Raw genomic sequence first — 20069 nt, 5'->3', positions numbered from 1 at the left:
CCATTATAAATGGAATTAATGTTGATATGCGATTAATCAACAAAAGTTCATTTAAAAGGTTACCCAAATTTCATTAGTAAGCAATGTTATAATCTATTAAGTTAGACATTATGTTTATAAAAATGAGTCTCAAAAAAGGACTTTTGGGACCTTCTTAACTTCCATACATCTACTGGAGTGATTCTTTTGTCCAATCATGATTTTTTAGAAAACAGTAAATTTAAAAATAAAGAGCAGCTTATTGAAGAATTAATTGAACTATATGCAAAACAGATAACCAATTTCTCCTTTACGTATGTGAAGGATTGGGGCATGGCTGAGGATATTACACAGGATGTTTTTATAAAGGTATACGATAATTTAGATACCTTTCGTCATGAAGGGTCATTAAAGACATGGATTTATCAAATAGCAGCAAATCGAAGTAAAGATATCTTACGAAATAGTTACTTTAAAACAACCATTGTTTCAGACTTGTTAGAATCGCTGATGCCCAAAAAGGGAAACACCTCGCCTGAAGATACGGTGATACAAATAGCTGAAGACAAAACTCTAGCTAAAAATGTATTAGCACTTCCAGTTAAATATAGAGAAGTTATTATTTTATATTACTATCATGAAATGTCTTCAACTGAAATTAGTCAATTTTTACAAGTCAATGTAGGAACCGTAAAGAGCCGGTTACAACGAGGCAGACAACGTTTAAAAGTCACACTAACTAAGGAGTCAGAATATGAGTGACAAGTTTAAAGGGATTAAAAGTGGTTTAGATCACCACGTGTTCAGTAAACATTCTTTAGATGATTCAAAGAAAAAACAAATGGTTGAAGCAGTAAAACAGCATACAATGAACAAAAAAAGAAAGTCTTTTTTTAAGAGTTTTGTTCCATTATCGAGTGCTGTTGCCTTAGTAGCAATTTTATTCATCTCAAGTTTAGCCTATTTTAATCAAGAAATTTCGTATCAATCTCAAGAAATAGCTAAAACAAACATTTGGGTCTCTAATATTACATCAAGCTCTAACGAAACCGGGTATGGACCTGAAAATACAATGGATGGAAATCCGAACACAGTTTGGTCTGGAACCGCCGCTGAGGAATGGATTGAGTATGATTTTGGATTTACACATGTTTTTTATGGGTTACGAATTATTTGGAAAGAGGTATATGAAAATAGCCTCCATACGAAAATAGAAGTATCGAACGATAGGAAGATTTGGACAGAAGTTTGGGAAGGCGCCATAAGTGAAACGGATTTTGAGGGGGAATCCTATTTATTTCTTCCTACAGAAACAAGGTATTTAAGACTAACAACCTTTCAAGATGAGGAAAATGGCCCGATTAGCATCTCATCCATTGAACCGTTACACTCGAAAATCGAACCTATTAAATTAACAGCCAGCTCATATCAGGATGAAAATACCCCTGAGAATACAATCGATGGCGACTTCCTGACAAGATGGTCAGCTAATGGGGAAAATCAATGGATCGCATATGAACTAGAAAAAGAACATACCATTGAACAAGTTGCTATTGCATGGTATGAAGGCGATGTGAGGAAATCAAGTTTTCAAATTGAAATGTCTACGGACGGTTCTGAATGGAACACAGTCTACGTGGGAGAAAGTTCAGGAAACACAACATCCTTTGAAACTTATGAAATTGAACCAACCTCTGCAAATTATCTTAGGATTGTAAACTTTGGAAATACGGTTAATGATTGGAACAGTATAACCCAAACGATGATTAGATAATTTCTTGGTTGAAGAAGCAGAAGCTGATGCATAGTCTGGTAGTTCTCTATTTCACAAAAAAAGTTTAGGGGATATTAATTGGTCCTAATCCTTTTCTTAAAAAAAATAACATAATTTCATTAAAAACATACACTACAAATTCTCCAAATCCTTTCAATACTCAAAAAGGATTGTATGATGAGGGCACTGTAAAAAGGGTACTTTTCCTTTTTCAGTGCCCTCTTAGTAATGCGCGAAACCGTTGCCCGGTTTGAAAAGTCTTGCTATGAGTGGTTTTCTCATAGCAAGGCGCACAACGAGTGAAGCCATTACTGCTTCCTCGAAATGCTTTTAAAGGGTTTTTCAGTGGCCTCACGGTTTTCACCTTTTTTAGTACCCTTTTAAGCAATCAGTGAAGATGTCTCATAGCGGGCGCGCGGAGCCATTGCAACCTTTTCATCCGCTTTTGAGATAGCCTCTTCTATTTAGATTTAGTCTTAAATGTCAATCCCCTTTTTCATGGTCAGAAGCTGCAGAACCGGTCTGCTTTTTACTTTCTTTACTTTTATAAGGTTTCGCTTTGGCTTTTGCCTTCTTAGCACTAGCTTGCCATCTGTTCCATCCTTTTTTGTCTGTTCCCCTACCTGTTCCACCTTTACCCTTTGCTTTACTCAAATAATATCACCTATTTCAATTTTACTTAGTTGCCTACTATGAAGTATAGCATTTGGTAATTCGATATCAAAGTCAATTCCCAATTTAGAATTTTCTCCACTTCCTCTAAACCTGTCTCATTATGTTTACTGAATTCGAATTGACTCCATTATTTTCAATAACAATTTCTAAACTAAAAATACGAGAATATTTCTTTTGTAAAATCTTCAAAATTTTATAAAGGTAGGTTGAAGTTTATGCTTATGGGTAAAGAATAGTGTCTTGTTTAGTAGACAAATTAAAACCACGAGGAGAGGATTCACTTTGAATATCTTACTAACATCAAGTGCAAGACGCATAGACTTTGTCGGTTTTTTTCAGGATGCATTAAGAAAAGCTGATATAAATGGAAAGGTGATTGTTGCCGATCCGGAGGATAACGCACCATCACTCCAAGTAGGAGATGAAAATTATGTGATTCCCCATCAAACAGACTCGCGATATATGAAAGCGATATTTGAGATTTGCAAAAAACATGAAGTGAAATGTCTTGTTCCATTAAATGATTGGGAAGTACCCAAGCTATCTGCTCACAAAGAGGAATTGGAAAACATGGGTGTCTCTGTTTTTATTCCGGACACAAACATTGTCGATAAGGTACGGGATAAAGGAAAATACCGAGAGCTACTGAAGGCATTTGAGGTTAAGGCTCCACTCTCTTACCTAAACATAGAAGATGCTGAAAATGCTTTAAAAAATAACGAAGTGTCCTTTCCATTAATCGTGAAGCCTCGTAATGGCTCTGCGTCTATAGGTATTGAATTTGCCCATAACATTGAAGATATGAAATTGGCTTACAATCATGCCGTTCGTGAAATTAAGGAATCACCCTTAGATGACGCTACTTCCAACGATCCAGAGGATAATGTGATTATCCAAGAAGTAGTCGAAGGTGAAAAATTTAGTGTGGATATGTTTAATGATTTAAACGGTCGTTTTCTCACTTCCCTTATTCGTAAGCAATTGGAAATGCGAGGTGGAGATATCGATAGATGTATTACAGAGAATCCCCCTGAATTACTAGAAATCGCACGGAGAATGGGAGAAAACTTAGGTCATGCTGGTTACATGAATACTGATGTGTATTACGATGGTACCAATTATTATGTTATTGATATAAATCCTCGCTTTGGTGGAGGGTATGCCTTTTCCCATGCGGCAGGAGCGGATATTCCTGCAGCGATTATTGCACTAACTATGGGTAAAGAGGTACATGACGAGTGGTTGATTCAGGATTCAGGGATTGAACTAGCCCGTCATGACACTGTTATTCGCATTGATAAACGAAAAGAACAGTATGCCCTATGATTTTAAAATACAAGATAGTATAAATTGAGGGTGAATAATCTAAAATTACTTTTAGCCACTTAGGAGGGATAAAATGGGTGATCCAATCACCTTATTAGAGGACTTAATAAAAATAGACAGTTCAAGGAAAGAAGGAGCGAACGAAGCTATTGCTTTTTGCGAAAAATGGTTAAAAGACCGAGGCCTCCCAGTGAAAAGGATCGAAAATAATGGTTATTATATGATAGTGTCTGAAATCGGCCAAGGTGATAACACTATCGTCTTAAATGGTCATGTAGATGTCATCGAGGCAACGGATGAACAGTTTCAACCTTATATACTTGATGGAAAGATGTACGGTCGCGGATCGGTGGATATGAAAGCAGGAGTGGCGACGATGATGGAGACGATGGCACAACTAAAGGACAGTCCCCTAGAAACGCGAGTTATGCTTCAACTTGTGCCTGACGAAGAAACAGGTGGAGTTAACGGCACAAAATACTTGACAGAAAAAGGGTACTTAGGTGATTTTATCATTTGTGGTGAACCAACACATTTTGGAATTGCCATCCAATCTAAAGGAGTACTGCAGCTTGATTTTGAGGTCTATGGCAAACCTGCTCACGGAAGTCGACCCTGGGAAGGCCATAATGCAATTAAGAAAGCTTATAATCTCTATGAAGACATTCTTCAGCTTCCGTTTGCAAAAGAGACTGCCCCGCCGATGTATGACAAGCCGTCTATAAATCTCGCTAAAATAAAAGGCGGGACCGTCTACAACAAGGTACCTGAAAAGTGTGAGATGTCTCTTGATATCAGATTTTTACCAGACCAATCACCTGATCAAATTTTCAAACAGATTCAAGGGATTACAGAAGATATAGTTAAAATCCATATTTGCAACGGTCCAGTTAAGACGAAAGAAGATGATCCATATGTCGAAGCACTGGCGAGGTCTATAAAAAGTCAAACTCAACTCGAACAAGTAAATATTTATGGTCAGCACGGTTCGAACGATGGTCAATTTTTCACAAAATACGGTGGTGCCGCGGTGGAGTTTGGACCAGTTGGCTTTGACTGGCATGGTGAGAAAGAAATGGTTTATATTGACTCTGTTAGAGAATACCTAGAAGTTCTCAAAGAATTTGTAGCTTCTATTAATAATAAAACAACTAAGAGATTAGTCAAAACTGAACATCCGTAAAGAAGAAGCCCATCAACTTTAATTGATGGGCTTAATTAGACAACGAGAGATTAGTACCTTTAGGCACACTTATAGTCAGTTATAGAGAAGGATAAACCTAACCTTCCTATCTGGAATTTAACAAAAATATGATTTTAATATCTATATTTAAATCGAATACACATGTACTGTTTCGGATCGTAACAACACTTTTATTTTTAATTAAAACTCTAGTGAGGGAATATTTGTTGTTTGTCTATATTTCTTCGGCGTCATACGAACATGATTTTTGAAACTTCGAATAAAGCTAGAAACTGAAGTGAAGCCTACTTTTTTAGCTAATTTATGGATGGGCATGTCCGTATTAATTAACATTTTCTTTGCCTCATATATTCTTCTTTGTTGTATATATTGATAAATGGTAACGCCAAATTCTTTTTTAAAAAAGTGGCATAAGTAATACTTATTGAAATGTAGTCGATCTGCTAGATTTTCTAAGCACCAATCAGTATCCCAGATGACATTGATTTCTTTTAAAATACGCTCATGCACACCTACATCCTTTGAGGCTTGAAAGTCGGATAAATGAGACTTTGGATCATAAGAAAGTTGAATTTCTCTCCCTAAATATAGAAGTAATTCAAGAAAGTATAATTCCAATGCACTCTTCTGTTCCCATTGGTTATTTTCTTGTTCGCGTAATAAATGATCGACAATATGCTGAAATTGTTCGGCTTTCCATGTAAATAAATGCAGAACGTAATGTGGCAAAGGTAAATCCTCTAAAAATTGCTTGAACTTTGTTAATATCGGGTGATCGAATGAAACAAATTCATCAGTAAACATAATTACGACTCGTTCATAGACAGAGTTAGCACTTAAACTAACTTTATGAAACTCAGTACTTTTAAATAATAATACATGGTGTTTTGTTAAATGATATACTTTCTCCTCAAAAATATATTTTGCTTCCCCTTGCTTTAACCAAACGATTTCATACCCTGAATGAAAATGGAAGTTTGATGCAGTAATGTCGCTTGTTTTATATTGAATTATAAATGTAGGCACTGTTTCATGAATAAGCAATTCATCATTAATATTTTGCATTTAAACACTTCCTCGTTTGTAAAGTACAGATTTTATCTCCTTAATTAAAAGTCGGCAAAACATGTAGTTACTATACTTTCCATAAAGTGTATTGACCAATTAGTTAACATTTTAATACGCGTTCTTTTGAAAAATCTATCGCTTCCTTTTCAGAAAGTATCCTCCTACTATCACTTGACAAAGCGCCTGGTCCTTTACTGCCATACTCATATAATCTTGCATCCATTGGAGAAAAACCGGCCATCTGTGTCCATCCGTTCTGTTTAATATGGGAACCCATTTCACAATTTTTAAATAGTACACTGCCTTGTGCATCTGGGTTTCCACCTGGTTGCCAGGCTCTTCCCAGATAAACGGAGTGGTCAGCCATCTCTTCTGTTTCTTTTACCAACATGCAATTCTCAAATAAAAAGCCATATGGTTGTGTAATTAAAGTGCTTGCAGCTGTTATATAGCCATTATTTGTCTCGCTCCTCCTATCTAATGAAATAATTTTACAATTATCAAAGACAGCCTGACCTCCACCAAAAATAAAATCAACTGCTCCCTCAATAACACATTCCTTAAAGTAATGGGTACCTACATTGGTTAGTAATGTATCTTGTACACTACGAAACCTACAATTTGTTATGCGTGTCCGAGTACTATTACTTGCTGTACAAAAAGCAACTGCCTGCACATTTTTAATCTTTGTTGAATCGTCTTCTTCCTTATTTGTTTCTAAAAAATAATCAAAGGCATTTTCAAACGTTACATTAAAAGCTGTAAAATCCTCTTCATTAACTGTTATACTAGCGCTACCAGAAGTCCCGTATGTGCTTCCATCGGCTTTTTCACTACCATTTGCTACATTATATGTAAGTATTGTTTCGTCTCGATCTTCTCCAATTAAAGTGATCCCTGGTTTGTTTATTTCTACTTTTTCATGATATATCCCTTTTTTAATATAGATAATACACGGTTGATTTGCAGACGGTTCTACACTATCTACTGCACTTTGAATGAACTTAAATGTTTGCTTTCCCTCAACTATTTCTCCATTACATCCAGTAAAAATTTGGTCCACAACTACTGTGGCTTCTTTTATCGAATAACCTTCCATAACATGTTCCTCCTCAATCATTTTAAAATAATGAACGTACCGATTAGTTTCCCTACGGTACGTTCATTGTTTTTATTTAAGATAGAAAACCTATATCATTGTCCTTACTGTAAATTCTGGTATCCTTCGTTATATTCTGCAATAATTTGATCTCCACCTTGTTGCTCCCAGTTAGCTATTGCATCTCGGAAACCATCTTCATCAATATCACCTAGCATATATAGTACAGTCGCATCATCAATAATTTGTTGAAGGAATGACCCTTTTTCCCCGTAAGTTTTTGAATCTAATGGAGCTGTTGGATCATTAATTAAAATATTATTGTTATCTAGCATTTGATTATATTGTTTTTCATACAATTCATTTTTAGGATAAGGCTGTAATGCATCAACCGTTGATTCATCACCAATAACTAAACCTAACAACGGACGAACACTCTGTTGAAACGAGTCTTGAGCTTCCTTGTCTGTTAGTCCTTTCGCTTTACCGTCAACTACTTCATAGTGCTCACCTTCAACACCAAATGTTAACATATTATAAACTTCGGGTTTCATTAGTTCATTAAAAAAGGCTAACACTTCTCTAAGGTCTTTCTCTGTCTTATTAGAAGATTTAGGGAATAAGACTACTGTTCCATACCCAGAACTAGACCATGTACCAGGTTCACCATGAGGTCCTGCGATACGATTCTGTACATCTAACCTTCCATCGGGATTTGATTCTTGTAATTGATCTTGGAAACCGCCGGCACTACATATACAACCAACAACAGAACCTGCCTTACCACTTAATAACATAGCGTTCTGATCTGTTTGACTAGTAACAGGGAAGTCTAGATTAACAAGTCCTTCATCTCTTAATCTTTTAAAGAAATCCATTGTATCAATGTAGCTAGGAAACATAAATTCTGGTAACAATTTCCCATCCTTCTCACCCCAGTTATTTGGGGTGCCAAAATAGGAGCTCACAAACTTAAAGCCACCATAAACTAAGTCTGAACTAACAGCTACTCCAATCGTATCGTCTTTACCATTTCCATCTGGATCTTGCTCTGTAAACGCTTTAAACATTTCATACAGTTCATCTGTGGTTGTTGGAGCGCTTAAACCAAGATTATCTGCCCAATCCTTACGATATTCTAGTCCCCAACGTGACGATGGTCTACCCGAATAAAGTGAGTAAATTTCACCATTTACAGCTGTGTTTTTTAACACATCAGGATCAAGGTTGCTTAAGTATTCATAGTCGTCAAGAAATTGACCAATTTCCCAATACTGATCCTCATTAATGGAATCTTTCATCTGTATAAACGATTCACTATTTTTCACAAACATTGCTTGTGGAAACGTATTAGTTGCAACAACTGAGTTCATTTTCTCATCATAGACTTCATCCATTACCCAAGTAATATCCAACTTTGTATTTGTCATTTCCTCTAATTTCTCAATAATAGACCTATCCGAAGCGACTTGAGCTGTATGGAAGTTTGCCATAATACTAATTTCCCGTGGACCATCTCCTCCATTTTCATTTGCAACTTCACTATTTAGTGAGCTTGAACATGCCACACTCATAAATAGAATTAGGGTAAAAACACAAAAAATAATAGGTTTTTTTGTAAGCGGAACCAATTGATTATTTAACATTACTATCTCCTCCTTAGTTAATGAACTGAATATTTGACAATTTGCTTTTATGGTTTACTTTGGGATAGATTTACTAGCACTAGTTTTTCAAGTTTATTAGTACATTTCCTCCTTCATCATTTTTTTGATAAGCATGTTAATAGCTAGATATTGGTTTATAACATGCAATACATAAGAGTTTTTCACCTAAGCAATATCTAATTTCAAAAATGTAAATATAGTAGAATGTTAATACAATATTTAGGAAAGCGTTTACATAGTAAAAGCTTAACACATAGAACATAGTTTTCCATCGGTTTTTATTGTTTAAAAAATGTGCCCATATTGCTATGGAAAATATTTGGGGTTTCATTATACTTATCCCCCGGAAATTCCAAGTTTACTTTCTGGAAATAGAATAGACACATGGACTTTTCCATGCGTCTACTCAGATCCGTAAATGCAAGTCACTGCATACTAATCCTCCAATATGTAGGATCATCCAATGGGTTTCTCCATTCAAAAAGGACCTACCTCTTGTGAAGATGCTTGTTTTTTTCTTACACTTAAGGGGGATTAAAGAAAATAACCCTGGCTCAATAAAGGGCACTGAAAAAGGTAAAACTCGTACCTTTTTCAGTGCCCTCGTTAATAGTTGCTTAAATCTCTATTCACTAAACCTTCCGTTTTGTTGAGGTTCGCTTCCTGGAATCTGCCCCCTTTTTTACTGTTTAGTTATTAATCTCTTGATAGTGAGCATTATACTCAGCAATCACATCACTACCACCTTGTTTCCTCCAATTATCTACAGCCTGCTCAAAACCTTCTTTGTCAATTTGACCTAAAATATATTTGTAGGTTGCATCAACAATAATTTGTTTAAGTGTCTCTGAACTTTTAACATAAGTATCCGAATCAAGTGTTACGGTCGGGTCGTGAACAAGGTAGTTATTATTATCAACAACTAACTCATCTGCTTTTGTTTTAACATCGTAATGACTATACCCCTCATATCTTCCACTTGTATCCGGTTCACCGATTTCTATCGATAACAATGGTCGTACTTCATTATCAATTGCCGTCCGGTTATCTTCAATTGGTGCAGCACGTCCATCAATCACTTCATAGTGCTCACCTTCAATACCCCAAACAAGTAAGTTCGCAATTTCAGTTGTCATTAAATGATCATAGAACTCTAAAATTTTTCTTAACTCATCTTCTGTTTCAATTGCAGATTTAGGGAATAAGTTAACAGCTCCAAACCCAGGAATTGCCCAAATACCAAATTCTCCGTGTGGGCCTTCAACATAGTTGTGAACATCATATTCTAAATCTGGATTCAACTCACTTGCATCATTATACAGACTTGCAACATCCCCTATTGAACCAACATAAACACCCGCAGTTCCATTTTTAAACATCGCTTGTTGATCCGGTTTACTAGTTACTGGAAAATCCTGGTTCATATAACCATTGCTATGAATCTTTTTCATGTAATCCAGAGTGTCGATATATTCATCAAACATAAACTCTGGTAACAACTCATCGTCTTTGAATCCCCATTCGTTCGGTGTCCCAAACCAAGAAGAAACCGTTTTAAAGGCCCCGTAGATTAAATCACTACGATCTGTTAAACCAATGGTGTCATCTTGACCATTTCCATCGGGGTCATCCTCTGTAAACGCTCTCAACATTTCAAAAAATTCTTCCGTATTTGTCGGCTTTTCAATACCTAAATTATCAGCCCAGTCTTTTCTATATAAATACCCTTGACGTGACAAAGGTCTTCCTTGATAAATCCCGTAAACCTTTCCGTCTACCTTTGTATTTTCAAGTACTTCATCCTTTAGTCTACTTAAATTTTCATACTCAGCTAGATAAGGGCCAATTTCCCAAAATTGATTATCACGAATCGCTTCTTTAAATTGAGCATACATATTAAAACCCATTGGAACGATTTGCGGAAGTGTTCCTGTTGCAAATGCCGTGTTTAATCTGTCTTCATACGTACTATCTGGAACCCATTGAATATCTAAATCCGTGTTCGTTTTTTCTTCAATCATATTTAAAATCTTATCAGATGGCGTTTCAGGAGTGTGAAGCACTGTCATCATCGTAATCTTTGTAGGTTCATTTGATACTTCTTCTGTATTTGTATTATTGGAGTTTCCTTCATTATTTGTTGATGAATTTCCACTTTGGCTACAAGCCGTTATTAGCATTGCTGTACAAGATAAAACACCTAACCACGAAAAAAGTTTTTTGGATTTTTTCATAAGTAACCCCTCCATTAAATTATTTTAATCTCAATTTTCTTAAACCCGAAACCCTTTTTAGTAGGTGTTTCCATATTTCTTAGTTAAAAGAGATTATAATCGCTTTTAACATCCTCCCTTCTTATGAACTTCCAATTTAATTGTAACAGGTAAACCTTTTACATATCCTGCTCTCCTTTATGTTCTTAATTAACATTTAATACTGACTTCCGCACTTTATAGTTTAGAAAGGTTTCATTTACAATTGCTGATAATGATTCGAATGAGTCTTTTTTGGTGAACATTCAAATGGAGATATTATAAGTTTGACGAACTTTGCCTTGCAGTTGATGAGTGCATAAATTCTATAATCATGATCAACTTCAAAAAACTAAGCGGCCTTAGCCCTATTAAAAATAGGACTAAAACCGCTTAGAGCCTTTTTTATCATTTCCCTCGTCTACTAGAGAGGAGGCATGGACAGCCTCTTTTTGTTTCCGTCCTAAGGTAGTTACATTTCCCTACCTTAATATAGATCCTTCCCTACTAATAAGCTTTAGAAGTACTCGCATGCTCCTTAAGCTTTAAATAAAAATAAAGTTTGTACAGATAAGCAGCTGTCTCTCCTTTGGTTAATCTATCATCTGGTTGTATCAGATTTTTGGGCTCATTTCTAAGGAACTGTCCATTTACGTCTGGAAATCCTAAGTAGGCAGCAGCCGAAGTTACAGTATATAAGTCTAATAGTTTCCCTTCAGAAAGTTTTAGCTTCATCGTGTTAACAACCCGTTGCTGTGATATCTTATTCTCTAATTTTTCAAGAGCAGACAAAAACTCTCCTACCGTAATGTCAGCTTCTGGATGAAAAAGACCGTCCTGTTCTCCTGCCATGAAGCCAAATCGGGCCATTAATTCCACTTGATCTCGTGCCCAATAATTCATTGTGTCAGGGAAGACCTCTTTTAAAATGACTTGTGGGTTCAATGTATAGGGACGTATTTCTGGGAGTTTTTCATCAATTTCTTCGATGACCATTCGTGCCATTTGTTTAGCTCCAGCTTCTCGAAAGTGAGTATTGTCATCTAAGCCTTCTAGATAATTTGGATGTTCCCCTGGACGTAATTGCATGAAGAGTGGGTCTGTATTTTTCATGCCAAGTGAGTTATAAAATGCTAGACTTTTTTTATTTAATTCAAGTAGGGTAAGCTTATTTTCTTTCGCCACTTCTTTCATTGCAAGAGTGTAGGTTGGAAAAGAGTCAACAAATATTTCGGTTGCATCATCAAACGTTCTTCTGTTTGTAGAGGTAAGGCATACAGGGATAGCACTACGTTGCTTTGCTCCTTTTATATACTTATTATTTAGATAATCTTTGTATTGTTCGATAGTCACGTACCGTTCTGGTTTTTCACGACTCATATCGTTATGTGCAAATTGTATAAACATGTAATCACCGGGTTTTATATCTACTAACAAGTCATTTAACCTACCTTCCTTGTAAGAAAGCTTTGTACTTCTTCCTCCCATTGCGCGATTTTCAACGCTAATCTCTCGTTTTAAAAAACGAGAAATGACTTGCCCCCATCCTGCCATAGGTGATTGATCAATATCGTATGTTTTCACTGTGGAATCGCTAATTAAAAAAATAACAGGATATTCACTTGCTATACGTTTTGGTAAGAGCGAAATAGACAGCTCACATAATTCTTCAAACGGCACAGGCATATCCAAAAATAAACTGTCTTCAATCGCCGCAAACTTATAACTGACGAAGTAATTATCTTCCTCCTGTTGCCAATCTTTTTTAATTTCTACATCATTTACGAGTAAACATTGTTCATCTGTCATTTGACCTTTTATTTTCAAACAAATGAGATAATCTTCTCCAGCAATAACATCTGCGCGAAAACATACCGACTTAGTGTTTTCTGCAGGAAAACCCATCTCTAAACCATAGCCTCGTTTTGAATTATAAAATGTGTTTACGTTTATGACTGTGTAGTTTTGTTTTTCATTTCCAAAAATATAATGTTGATTCACACCTGTTCCCCTCCTATTTTCTTAAATATTAAAACCATAGCCAATCCTTCATGAAGGCATTTTTATAAGATTTTAACTAAAAAGTATATCGCCTCTTGTTTGGAAACTGACTTCACACTTATGTAGCATCCTTCCTTCTTAACAAATAACAGTTTAATTATACTAGGTAAACTTTTACATATATTACCTTCCTTTATGATCACAATTAACCTTTAATACTTACTTCCACACTTTATAGTTTAGAAAGGTTTCGTTTACATCAAATTAAAGACAGACCACAATATAACGAGAGGCTATTTAACGCAACATAGTATTTTAGCAGAGTATATATCTTTATATATAGTCTTCCCGAAATTGAGTAGGTGACGTTCCAACTTCTTTTTTAAAAACACGACAAAAATGCACATGGTTTGAAAATCCAATTTTTGTTACAATATCCCTTATCTTAATATTCGTTTCAAGAAGTAACCGCCTCGCTTCGTTTATACGTACAACATTTATATACTGAATAATTGTACAGCCAGTAACTTCACGGAATATATGACATAGATAATGTTCACTCAAATGAAACTTATGAGAAAGCTTAGGCAATGACAAACTCCTCCCATAATGTTCATGTATATATTTAATCATTGAGGAAACCATATCACTTTTTGTTCCCGACTTCCCTATAGCTGCAGGAAAGGGTACGCTTTGTTGATTACACAGTCGTTTACTTGCGATCAAAAGTTGAGTAAGTAAAGATTTAACATATAAAGAACTATCCAATTGATCGGTTATATACTCATTTTGAAGACCTTTTAATAATTCAAGAAAAAGTTCTCTCTCATGGAGCGATACTTTAAGAATAGTTGGACCATTTTCAAATAAAAGTTGTAATAAATAATAGGCTTCACTTGGAATACATGACTTTTGAAAATTAAGTACGAAACGTTTGTGTTGAGGCTCATTTATTGCAAATGTTTGATGAAGAACATTTCTATTAATAAAGACTAAACTATTTTCATGAATAATGTAGTGTTTGTTGTCAATTGTGTATTTTCGTTTTCCTTCAATTAAAAAATAGATTTCATAATCATTGTGTAAATGATAAGAAGTCATTCCATCAGATAACCCTTTGTTTTCATAGTGAAGATAAAAGGAACGATCACGATGTGAAACCCTAATGTTTTTAATCAATACAAGGCCCCCCTAATACACACTGAAAATCATTGATTAACATATTATCATAGCAAGCATACAAAGCCTTAACCCAAAGTTAATTTTTCTGCACTAACTTCTTCCATCAAATAGAAGTTACACATCGAGAGTCATTTGCCGTCTCAGAAACCGTTCGCACAAAACATTGTACAAATTAGAGAGAACCAAACCTCATATCTAAAACCCCTTTTTATACAAACAAGGTTAAAAGAGCTCCCAAACATTTGTAAGCGTTAACATATATTTTCTATATTAACAGATTACGAGTAAATAATCTTTGCTTTTCCCTTATAAAGGATAAAAAGTGACTAGATTTAGAAGGTACTGACTTGTATCCACTAGGGTGTAATACCTCTACTTTTCATCAGATTATCTCTACAGTATGGTTCTGCACAAGCTTGTTTTCCTGCTATGCTCACATATCCTAACTTTTAATAAGGCCAGTGTGTTACAATCAAACGTCCTTGCTCGATTTGTATTAAATATACAAAAAAGTAAAACAAATTAAAATAAAGCGATGAAAAAGGGGGTATATCATAAGATTTTGACCTTATGGCACACCCCAAAAATTGTCGAGAAAGGCCTTCGTATTTACGAAGTGTCTTTCTCTATTTAATATAGTTGTGGAATATTAATAAAAAGTATCGCCCTCCACTTGGCCAAGTGAAACATAAAAAGTGAATATAAAATTATATCTTAGTTAATAACGCTACGCACTCCACATGTGTTGTTCCGAGATTGTATTTACCCTATTTTAAGATAGGTGAATCTATTTAACTTAAGTGAATAATAATTTTCAAGTTGAGAACTTTAGTGTAAACCAACTAACACTAATTCATCTTATTGCGTGGTCATTATGTGGTCATGTGGTCATTGGTATGCCAAAAGCTACTGTACTTCCTATCCCCACTAATAACTGCATCATCATAGGCATTAGCTGAACCAAGATATAACCTATCGAGGCATTTTGTATTAATCCTAACCCTCTATCCTTTTGATTAATCATAAATAGTAACGCTCCCCCTGTGAGCATGACTAAAGCAATCGGATACGAGAGAGCTTGAATCATATCCACTAACGGCATAAAGGCTTCAACAATTTTCTCCTTTGCTGCTCCTTTGACATACTCACTTCCAGGTATGCTCATTACAGGTATAGCCTCAGTTGTAGTTGCATAAGCATTATTAATAAACAGTCTGTTGGTGAGACTAATGGCAGTTGCTCCGGTTACTAGCGTGGTTAGAGACGCTTTTAAATGGTGAGCATCTGCTTTTTTATTGAATTTTTTTATAGCGCGTTTGATTTCTCTTTTGTCTGGCCCACTTAAAAACTCCGATATGCTTCCGACTGTTTGAATATTATTGAACATTATTCACCACTCCCTCTATAAAATCATTTTCTATCATCGGTGTCTGGACAATGTGTTTCCTGTCAGTGAGGTACACAGCGCGACCTTTAATGAAGGGTAAATGGTGAGCATCTGTAATTCCTTCGCCTAGTACAACTTCACTCGCTTTATCTGTTTGGAGCTTGAAACACAGCTTTGCATCACAATTTTGTTTAATGTTGTGGTTCAGCACCTCGCTATATGGCGTTTGAGTCGCATAGATAAGGCGATACCCTAAAGCCCCTCCAATACGTGCTATGCGTGATAAAATCACCTCACAACTATTTTTAGTGGCTCTTAATTCCTTATCCTTCTCGATACCAGGTGCAAGCTCAGCTCCTTCATCGATGATGATAAAATGTCTGTTTGGGATTTTCGCTTCTTGTACATTCTCATACCGATTTTCTTTCAAGTGCTCCATGACTTCATCCATCTGCTTGTTAATGGATTGCAAAACCTTAAGCGACTCATCAGCATCACTGGCGATGCTCTGTATCTGAGGGCAATCTTTGTAACGGTTGAAGGTTAGACCGCCTTTTAAGTCGATGAGAGTAAAGAGAACGTTTCTTGGCTGATTCATTAACAACGTCGTAATCACGTTTTTTAGAAAGACGGATTTCCCATACCTCGTTGTTCCAGCCACAACCATGTGCATAATCTTATCAAAGTCGTGTTTGATATAATCGGTACGAGTGGCACCAATAGGAACCTCCCACCTTTTGCAGTTGCTTTCATATAGAAGAAAGTCGGTCAAAGGTTGGTTAAATACCTTCAATGTGAGCAGTTTATCGAACGTCATATAAACCTCCTTCTGTTGTCTTTTGCTTTTCTTGATATCTTGTAGCTGTTTATCATAATCACCTTTAATATCAAACCCTCGTAAGTCTGACAAGGTAAATAAATCCTTGCTACTGTTTAAGCTATCCTCAATGACTTCTCGCTTCTTTTCAAAGTCTTTAAAACCTAAACCCTCCGGGATTCTGTACACATATTCAACGTAAGTTTCTTTTTTGGCTGTTCGAATTAATTTAGGGGTATCCTCTTTCTTGTCATACTTTACATACAGCCCACACTTGCGAAAAATCCTATCTAATTTTTGTTTGTCGCCTATTCCTCGTTTCATACACTCGGCCCCGAACCAAAATGCACCACCTAACAAAGCTTCGATTATCATGTTAATCCCTCTTAAGCATCGGATTTAAGACAGGTTTTGTTTGGTATGATCGCTCCGACCGTTTCTGTTGATGAATATCGTATATACTTGGCTTGGTCGTAGGTGGTATTACTCCTTGTTGGGGCTGTGGTGTATCGGCTTTGCTAGTATCAGGCGCTAATACTTCTTTTCGCTTAATTTCAGCATCCAGTAAGCTCTTAACGAAACGAGAAAACGATTTGTTACCAATCAACTTCAAACGTGCAATGTCATCTGTGTTGGTTCTGTTGAAGCTAATGGAACGTACCCATTTATTGGACATCTCATCACTTCCTTTGTGGTTGTTGATACATGATATTAGCGGTATTGCTTGACCTATAACTTAAATGTCAAAAAAATTGATATTAAAATTATAAAAGGGTTGTCCTAAATGCATAGCGAATTATTTTATAGGGTGATAACATGAAAAGTAGAATAGGTGAGTTACTAGACGAAAGAGGATTAAAGAGTAAATATATAGCAAATAAATTGGAAGTAACACAAGAACAAGTATCGAAGTGGAGGAACGGAAAGTCTTATCCGCGTTTGGAAAAGGCATTCAAATTAGCTAAACTTCTTGGAGTGAAAGTTGATGATTTATATGAGGAAATCGATAGTAGCGATACGACCGACAAAAAGGATATTTGACGGTACTACTTGAGGGTTATTCTAGGTAAAAGCTAATACTATGCTTTACGCTAGTAATAGCTATGTTTTGGGACGAGCGAAATATGCATACTATTTAAAGGAGTGATAGCATGAGTTTGAAATCGACCATCTATAAGATACTTCGCATTTGGAACGATGTGGACGCGGTGAGAAAAGGTCGTGTCGGTAAGAGGATTGGTAGACGTGTTACTGGAAAGGCGACAGGTAAAATGATGAGGAAGTTGTTTAAGTGAGCCTATGTAGGGCTCTTTTTTTCGCAAAAAAAGGCACACTCTCTTGTGCGCCTAAGCATAAATCCTTTTATTAATCGGAAATACCGAAAGAATATTTTCTATCTTAAATGTCCGTCTTTGTTTTCTATTGTGACAATAACAAATGATATGAACTTCATTAAACGTAAGTACGGTCACAGACCTCTGCGAGATTGTACCATCAGCCGCTAAATAAATCATTTGAATAGCTTCTCGACTATTAAGACTCCGATTAAATAAACCTTTCATCTTAGGCTCCCTTCAACACACGTAAAGTGCGCGGCTTTGTATCTTCCCAATCGATGTACCCCTTCTGACGCAACCGAACAAAAATACCATGAGTTGTAGAACTGGACTTATGATTCACAATGGCCCCAATTTCACGAGAGGATGGCGGATAATTGTTTTCGACAATGTACTGGACAATACAATCGAGCACCTTTTGTTGTTTGTGTGTCAATTTCATAAGACGCCTCCTTACAATTTAATTTCATTATATACGAACATACATTCTATTTCAAGTTGTAAAGCGAACAAATATTCGTATATAATAAACAGAAACGAGGTGAAATCATGCGATTAACCGAAGAAGAAAATAGGGTAGTAAGGAATCTTATCTTTTTGGAGTTCACCCGAAAAACTTTAGAACATGATAAGAAACACATAGAATCGTCTGGCGTAAAGATTAAAGACCCTTATATCGAGGCAATGGATAAAGCGATTGTTAAGGTAGGCACTGAGATAAGGGATTTAAAAAGAGCCTTACACAAGGGGCAGATTAAAATACACGAGGAGGGACCACGAGAGACGGAGGGTAGCGCTAAGATTTATGTTTACAAACTTACTAAAAAGGGATATGAGCAGAGAATGGATTTAGCCTCACATGTGATTAAGAATGCGGTGGTGGGGTTGATGCGTAGGTTTTTATGAGAGCTCTAAGAAAGAGAACTGAGGCTTAGAAGAACCTCTAACGGAAAAATCCATATTAACTAAGACTTTTGTTCTATCGATTAAGAGTCTTTTACAAAGGTTCATTCAATATACCCCCATTTTTTACATATTAAGAGATTTTAAAAAGAAATGTTCGGAAAAAATTCTTTATAATATAGTACTTAAGTTATATTTTTTTGTCTTATTTCCATTTAACACTATTAAAAACATAAATATAGGTTAAACTAACTATGGTAATTTTAAACTCGTAAATACATCTACCTAAAAAGAAAACGGCAAACTTACTGAAAAGTAAGGACGCAAAGCTACAGGGACTAATGGGAAACCGATGTCAGCCAGCTGCCTTCAGAATTCAACCATTTCTGAAAGTGCAGCATACTTTCAGAAAGGAAGAAATTTAAATATGAATGAATATGAACTAAATGAGGCATTAAAAAAATTTGAAACCCTTCTTCGTAATACCCCTGACGACCCAAACTCCGTGTATATCTTTAAAAATTTTATTAAGTATTTCATAAGAGTTAAGTCAGGTCGATACTCGTTACCCGCCTCGGAAATTATGGCAATTATTCAACATGAAAAGCCTTTAGTTTTCAGTTTATTAAGAAAACAAGATAGTCCATACCTATACTATTTAACTAATATTAACCTTCAATATAAAGAAGCTAAGAAAAACTTAGATATCATAACAGAACAACTTAAGAACGACACTCGTAAGTAGCTTTATAAACCTACAACTTTTTTTACTTAGTGTTAGCCCTCATCTAAATGGGGGTTTTTTATTGCTACTACAAAAATAACGAAATATGTCTAGTTTTGTTATTTTTCGTCAGGCAAAATTCATTGGTTTAGAATGAATTGTTGCCATAAGACAGAATCATAAAACTCGTCTTAAATAAGGGCTCATTAGGTGGTGACAGTTTCACTAAATTAAGAAGGGGGAATGTTTTTTTTGTTAGTAAAAGGGTTTTCCACTACAATATAGAAAGGAGTAGAGACACTTGTTAGAGAATATTTCCGATGACGATTTGATAAGCGCTTATCAAAAAGCAAAAGAGATGAATTTGGATAGTGATTTCATTGAATTGTTAGAAAATGAACTTCTGAACCGAACAGTTGATATTAATCTCGACTAAACATTTATAGTCAGTTTACTAAGTCTGTTTAATCGGGAAATTTAATTTACATTGTAAGTTAAACTTGGGCGGGAGGGATTAAACTGGATAAAGATTTGGTTTTCGAAAAGTTGCGATTTGATTTTGAGACAAAACTTAAACGAAGTTTAAAAAATACCGAATTAGAACTATTGTTGTGGATGGCAAATAGGGTTGTTGGAAATGTGAGTGTTTAACTTGCATTAAATTACATACTGAG

The 20069-nt window shown here is 35.6% G+C and carries 21 protein-coding genes and 1 riboswitch; of the genes, 9 read left to right on the top strand and 12 right to left on the bottom strand.

The window, feature by feature from the left end; translation table 11 throughout:
* Positions 1-186: 186 nt before the first annotated feature.
* Together CEF19_RS12165 and CEF19_RS12160 are read left to right on the top strand one after the other, a co-directional pair.
* On the top strand, positions 187-741 hold the full coding sequence (locus tag CEF19_RS12165) for a sigma-70 family RNA polymerase sigma factor (protein WP_157800953.1): 555 nt from the start codon (positions 187-189) through the stop codon (positions 739-741).
* Complete coding sequence (locus tag CEF19_RS12160) at positions 734-1753, top strand: discoidin domain-containing protein (RefSeq protein ID WP_100406296.1); 1020 nt, start codon at positions 734-736, stop codon at positions 1751-1753. Before CEF19_RS12165 ends, CEF19_RS12160 begins: the two co-directional genes overlap by 8 nt.
* A gap of 483 nt (positions 1754-2236) precedes the next feature.
* Here the strand turns inward: CEF19_RS12160 and CEF19_RS12155 are convergent, their stop codons facing one another.
* A complete protein-coding gene (locus CEF19_RS12155; protein WP_100406295.1) occupies positions 2237-2407 on the bottom strand; it encodes a DUF3934 family protein in 171 nt (56 codons plus the stop codon).
* 303 nt (positions 2408-2710) lie between these two features.
* On the opposite strand from CEF19_RS12155, the gene CEF19_RS12150 reads away from it, so the two are divergent.
* Together CEF19_RS12150 and CEF19_RS12145 are read left to right on the top strand one after the other, a co-directional pair.
* Positions 2711-3754 carry an ATP-grasp domain-containing protein gene (locus tag CEF19_RS12150; RefSeq protein WP_100406294.1) on the top strand — a complete coding sequence of 348 codons (1044 nt, stop codon included), beginning with the start codon at positions 2711-2713 and terminating at the stop codon, positions 3752-3754.
* A gap of 73 nt (positions 3755-3827) precedes the next feature.
* A complete protein-coding gene (locus CEF19_RS12145; RefSeq protein ID WP_100406293.1) occupies positions 3828-4937 on the top strand; it encodes a M20 family metallopeptidase in 1110 nt (369 codons plus the stop codon).
* 201 nt (positions 4938-5138) lie between these two features.
* Here the strand turns inward: CEF19_RS12145 and CEF19_RS12140 are convergent, their stop codons facing one another.
* From CEF19_RS12140 to CEF19_RS12100, 9 genes are all read right to left on the bottom strand, one after another.
* Complete coding sequence (locus CEF19_RS12140; protein WP_100406292.1) at positions 5139-6023, bottom strand: helix-turn-helix transcriptional regulator; 885 nt, start codon at positions 6021-6023, stop codon at positions 5139-5141.
* A 103-nt stretch (positions 6024-6126) separates the two neighbouring features.
* Complete coding sequence (locus CEF19_RS12135) at positions 6127-7125, bottom strand: pectinesterase family protein (RefSeq protein WP_100406291.1); 999 nt, start codon at positions 7123-7125, stop codon at positions 6127-6129.
* Positions 7126-7229: 104 nt separating this feature from the next.
* Positions 7230-8771, bottom strand: coding sequence for an extracellular solute-binding protein (locus tag CEF19_RS12130; protein ID WP_100406290.1), 1542 nt, complete (start codon positions 8769-8771; stop codon positions 7230-7232).
* Positions 8772-9481: 710 nt separating this feature from the next.
* Positions 9482-11026 (bottom strand): extracellular solute-binding protein, encoded by a 1545-nt coding sequence (locus tag CEF19_RS12125; protein WP_100406289.1) that lies wholly within the window; start codon positions 11024-11026, stop codon positions 9482-9484.
* A 525-nt stretch (positions 11027-11551) separates the two neighbouring features.
* Positions 11552-13045: a rhamnogalacturonan acetylesterase gene (locus tag CEF19_RS12120; protein WP_100406288.1), complete on the bottom strand. Its 1494-nt coding sequence runs from the start codon at positions 13043-13045 to the stop codon at positions 11552-11554.
* Positions 13046-13378: 333 nt separating this feature from the next.
* Positions 13379-14224, bottom strand: a complete 846-nt coding sequence (locus tag CEF19_RS12115; RefSeq protein WP_100406287.1) for an AraC family transcriptional regulator — start codon at positions 14222-14224, stop codon at positions 13379-13381.
* 883 nt (positions 14225-15107) lie between these two features.
* On the bottom strand, positions 15108-15614 hold the full coding sequence (locus CEF19_RS12110) for a hypothetical protein (protein WP_100406286.1): 507 nt from the start codon (positions 15612-15614) through the stop codon (positions 15108-15110).
* A complete protein-coding gene (locus CEF19_RS12105; protein WP_100406285.1) occupies positions 15604-16806 on the bottom strand; it encodes an FtsK/SpoIIIE domain-containing protein in 1203 nt (400 codons plus the stop codon). The genes CEF19_RS12110 and CEF19_RS12105 overlap by 11 nt, the downstream gene beginning before the upstream one ends.
* 1 nt (position 16807) lies before the next feature.
* Entirely contained in the window at positions 16808-17107 is a 300-nt protein-coding gene (locus CEF19_RS12100) for a hypothetical protein (RefSeq protein WP_100406284.1), read from the bottom strand.
* 140 nt (positions 17108-17247) lie between these two features.
* Between CEF19_RS12100 and CEF19_RS12095 the strand changes: the two genes are divergently transcribed.
* Positions 17248-17472: a helix-turn-helix transcriptional regulator gene (locus CEF19_RS12095; RefSeq protein ID WP_100406283.1), complete on the top strand. Its 225-nt coding sequence runs from the start codon at positions 17248-17250 to the stop codon at positions 17470-17472.
* 110 nt (positions 17473-17582) lie between these two features.
* Complete coding sequence (locus tag CEF19_RS23515) at positions 17583-17726, top strand: hypothetical protein (RefSeq protein WP_198510278.1); 144 nt, start codon at positions 17583-17585, stop codon at positions 17724-17726.
* Between the two features lie 51 nt (positions 17727-17777).
* Here CEF19_RS23515 and CEF19_RS12090 read toward each other — a convergent pair whose 3' ends face one another.
* Positions 17778-17993, bottom strand: coding sequence for a hypothetical protein (locus CEF19_RS12090; protein WP_100406282.1), 216 nt, complete (start codon positions 17991-17993; stop codon positions 17778-17780).
* A 1-nt stretch (position 17994) separates the two neighbouring features.
* Positions 17995-18210, bottom strand: a complete 216-nt coding sequence (locus CEF19_RS12085) for a LexA family protein (protein ID WP_100406281.1) — start codon at positions 18208-18210, stop codon at positions 17995-17997.
* Positions 18211-18317: 107 nt separating this feature from the next.
* Here CEF19_RS12085 and CEF19_RS12080 point away from each other — a divergent pair, with 107 nt between their 5' ends.
* The 3 genes from CEF19_RS12080 (at position 18318) to sda (ending at position 19831) form a co-directional block, all read left to right on the top strand.
* Positions 18318-18674, top strand: coding sequence for a YhjD family protein (locus CEF19_RS12080; protein ID WP_100406280.1), 357 nt, complete (start codon positions 18318-18320; stop codon positions 18672-18674).
* A gap of 285 nt (positions 18675-18959) precedes the next feature.
* A riboswitch (cyclic di-GMP riboswitch) is annotated at positions 18960-19042 on the top strand.
* A 56-nt stretch (positions 19043-19098) separates the two neighbouring features.
* Positions 19099-19416, top strand: coding sequence for a hypothetical protein (locus CEF19_RS23170; RefSeq protein ID WP_157800952.1), 318 nt, complete (start codon positions 19099-19101; stop codon positions 19414-19416).
* A 280-nt stretch (positions 19417-19696) separates the two neighbouring features.
* A complete protein-coding gene (gene sda, locus CEF19_RS12075) occupies positions 19697-19831 on the top strand; it encodes a sporulation histidine kinase inhibitor Sda (RefSeq protein WP_100406279.1) in 135 nt (44 codons plus the stop codon).
* Positions 19832-20069 lie beyond the last annotated feature (238 nt).

Source organism: Bacillus solitudinis, from assembly GCF_002797395.1.
In the GTDB taxonomy this organism is placed as follows: Bacteria; Bacillota; Bacilli; order Bacillales; family Bacillaceae_D; genus Halalkalibacter_A; species Halalkalibacter_A solitudinis.
Note: the sequence above shows the minus strand (reverse complement) of the source record. Positions and strands in the feature narration are given on the sequence as shown.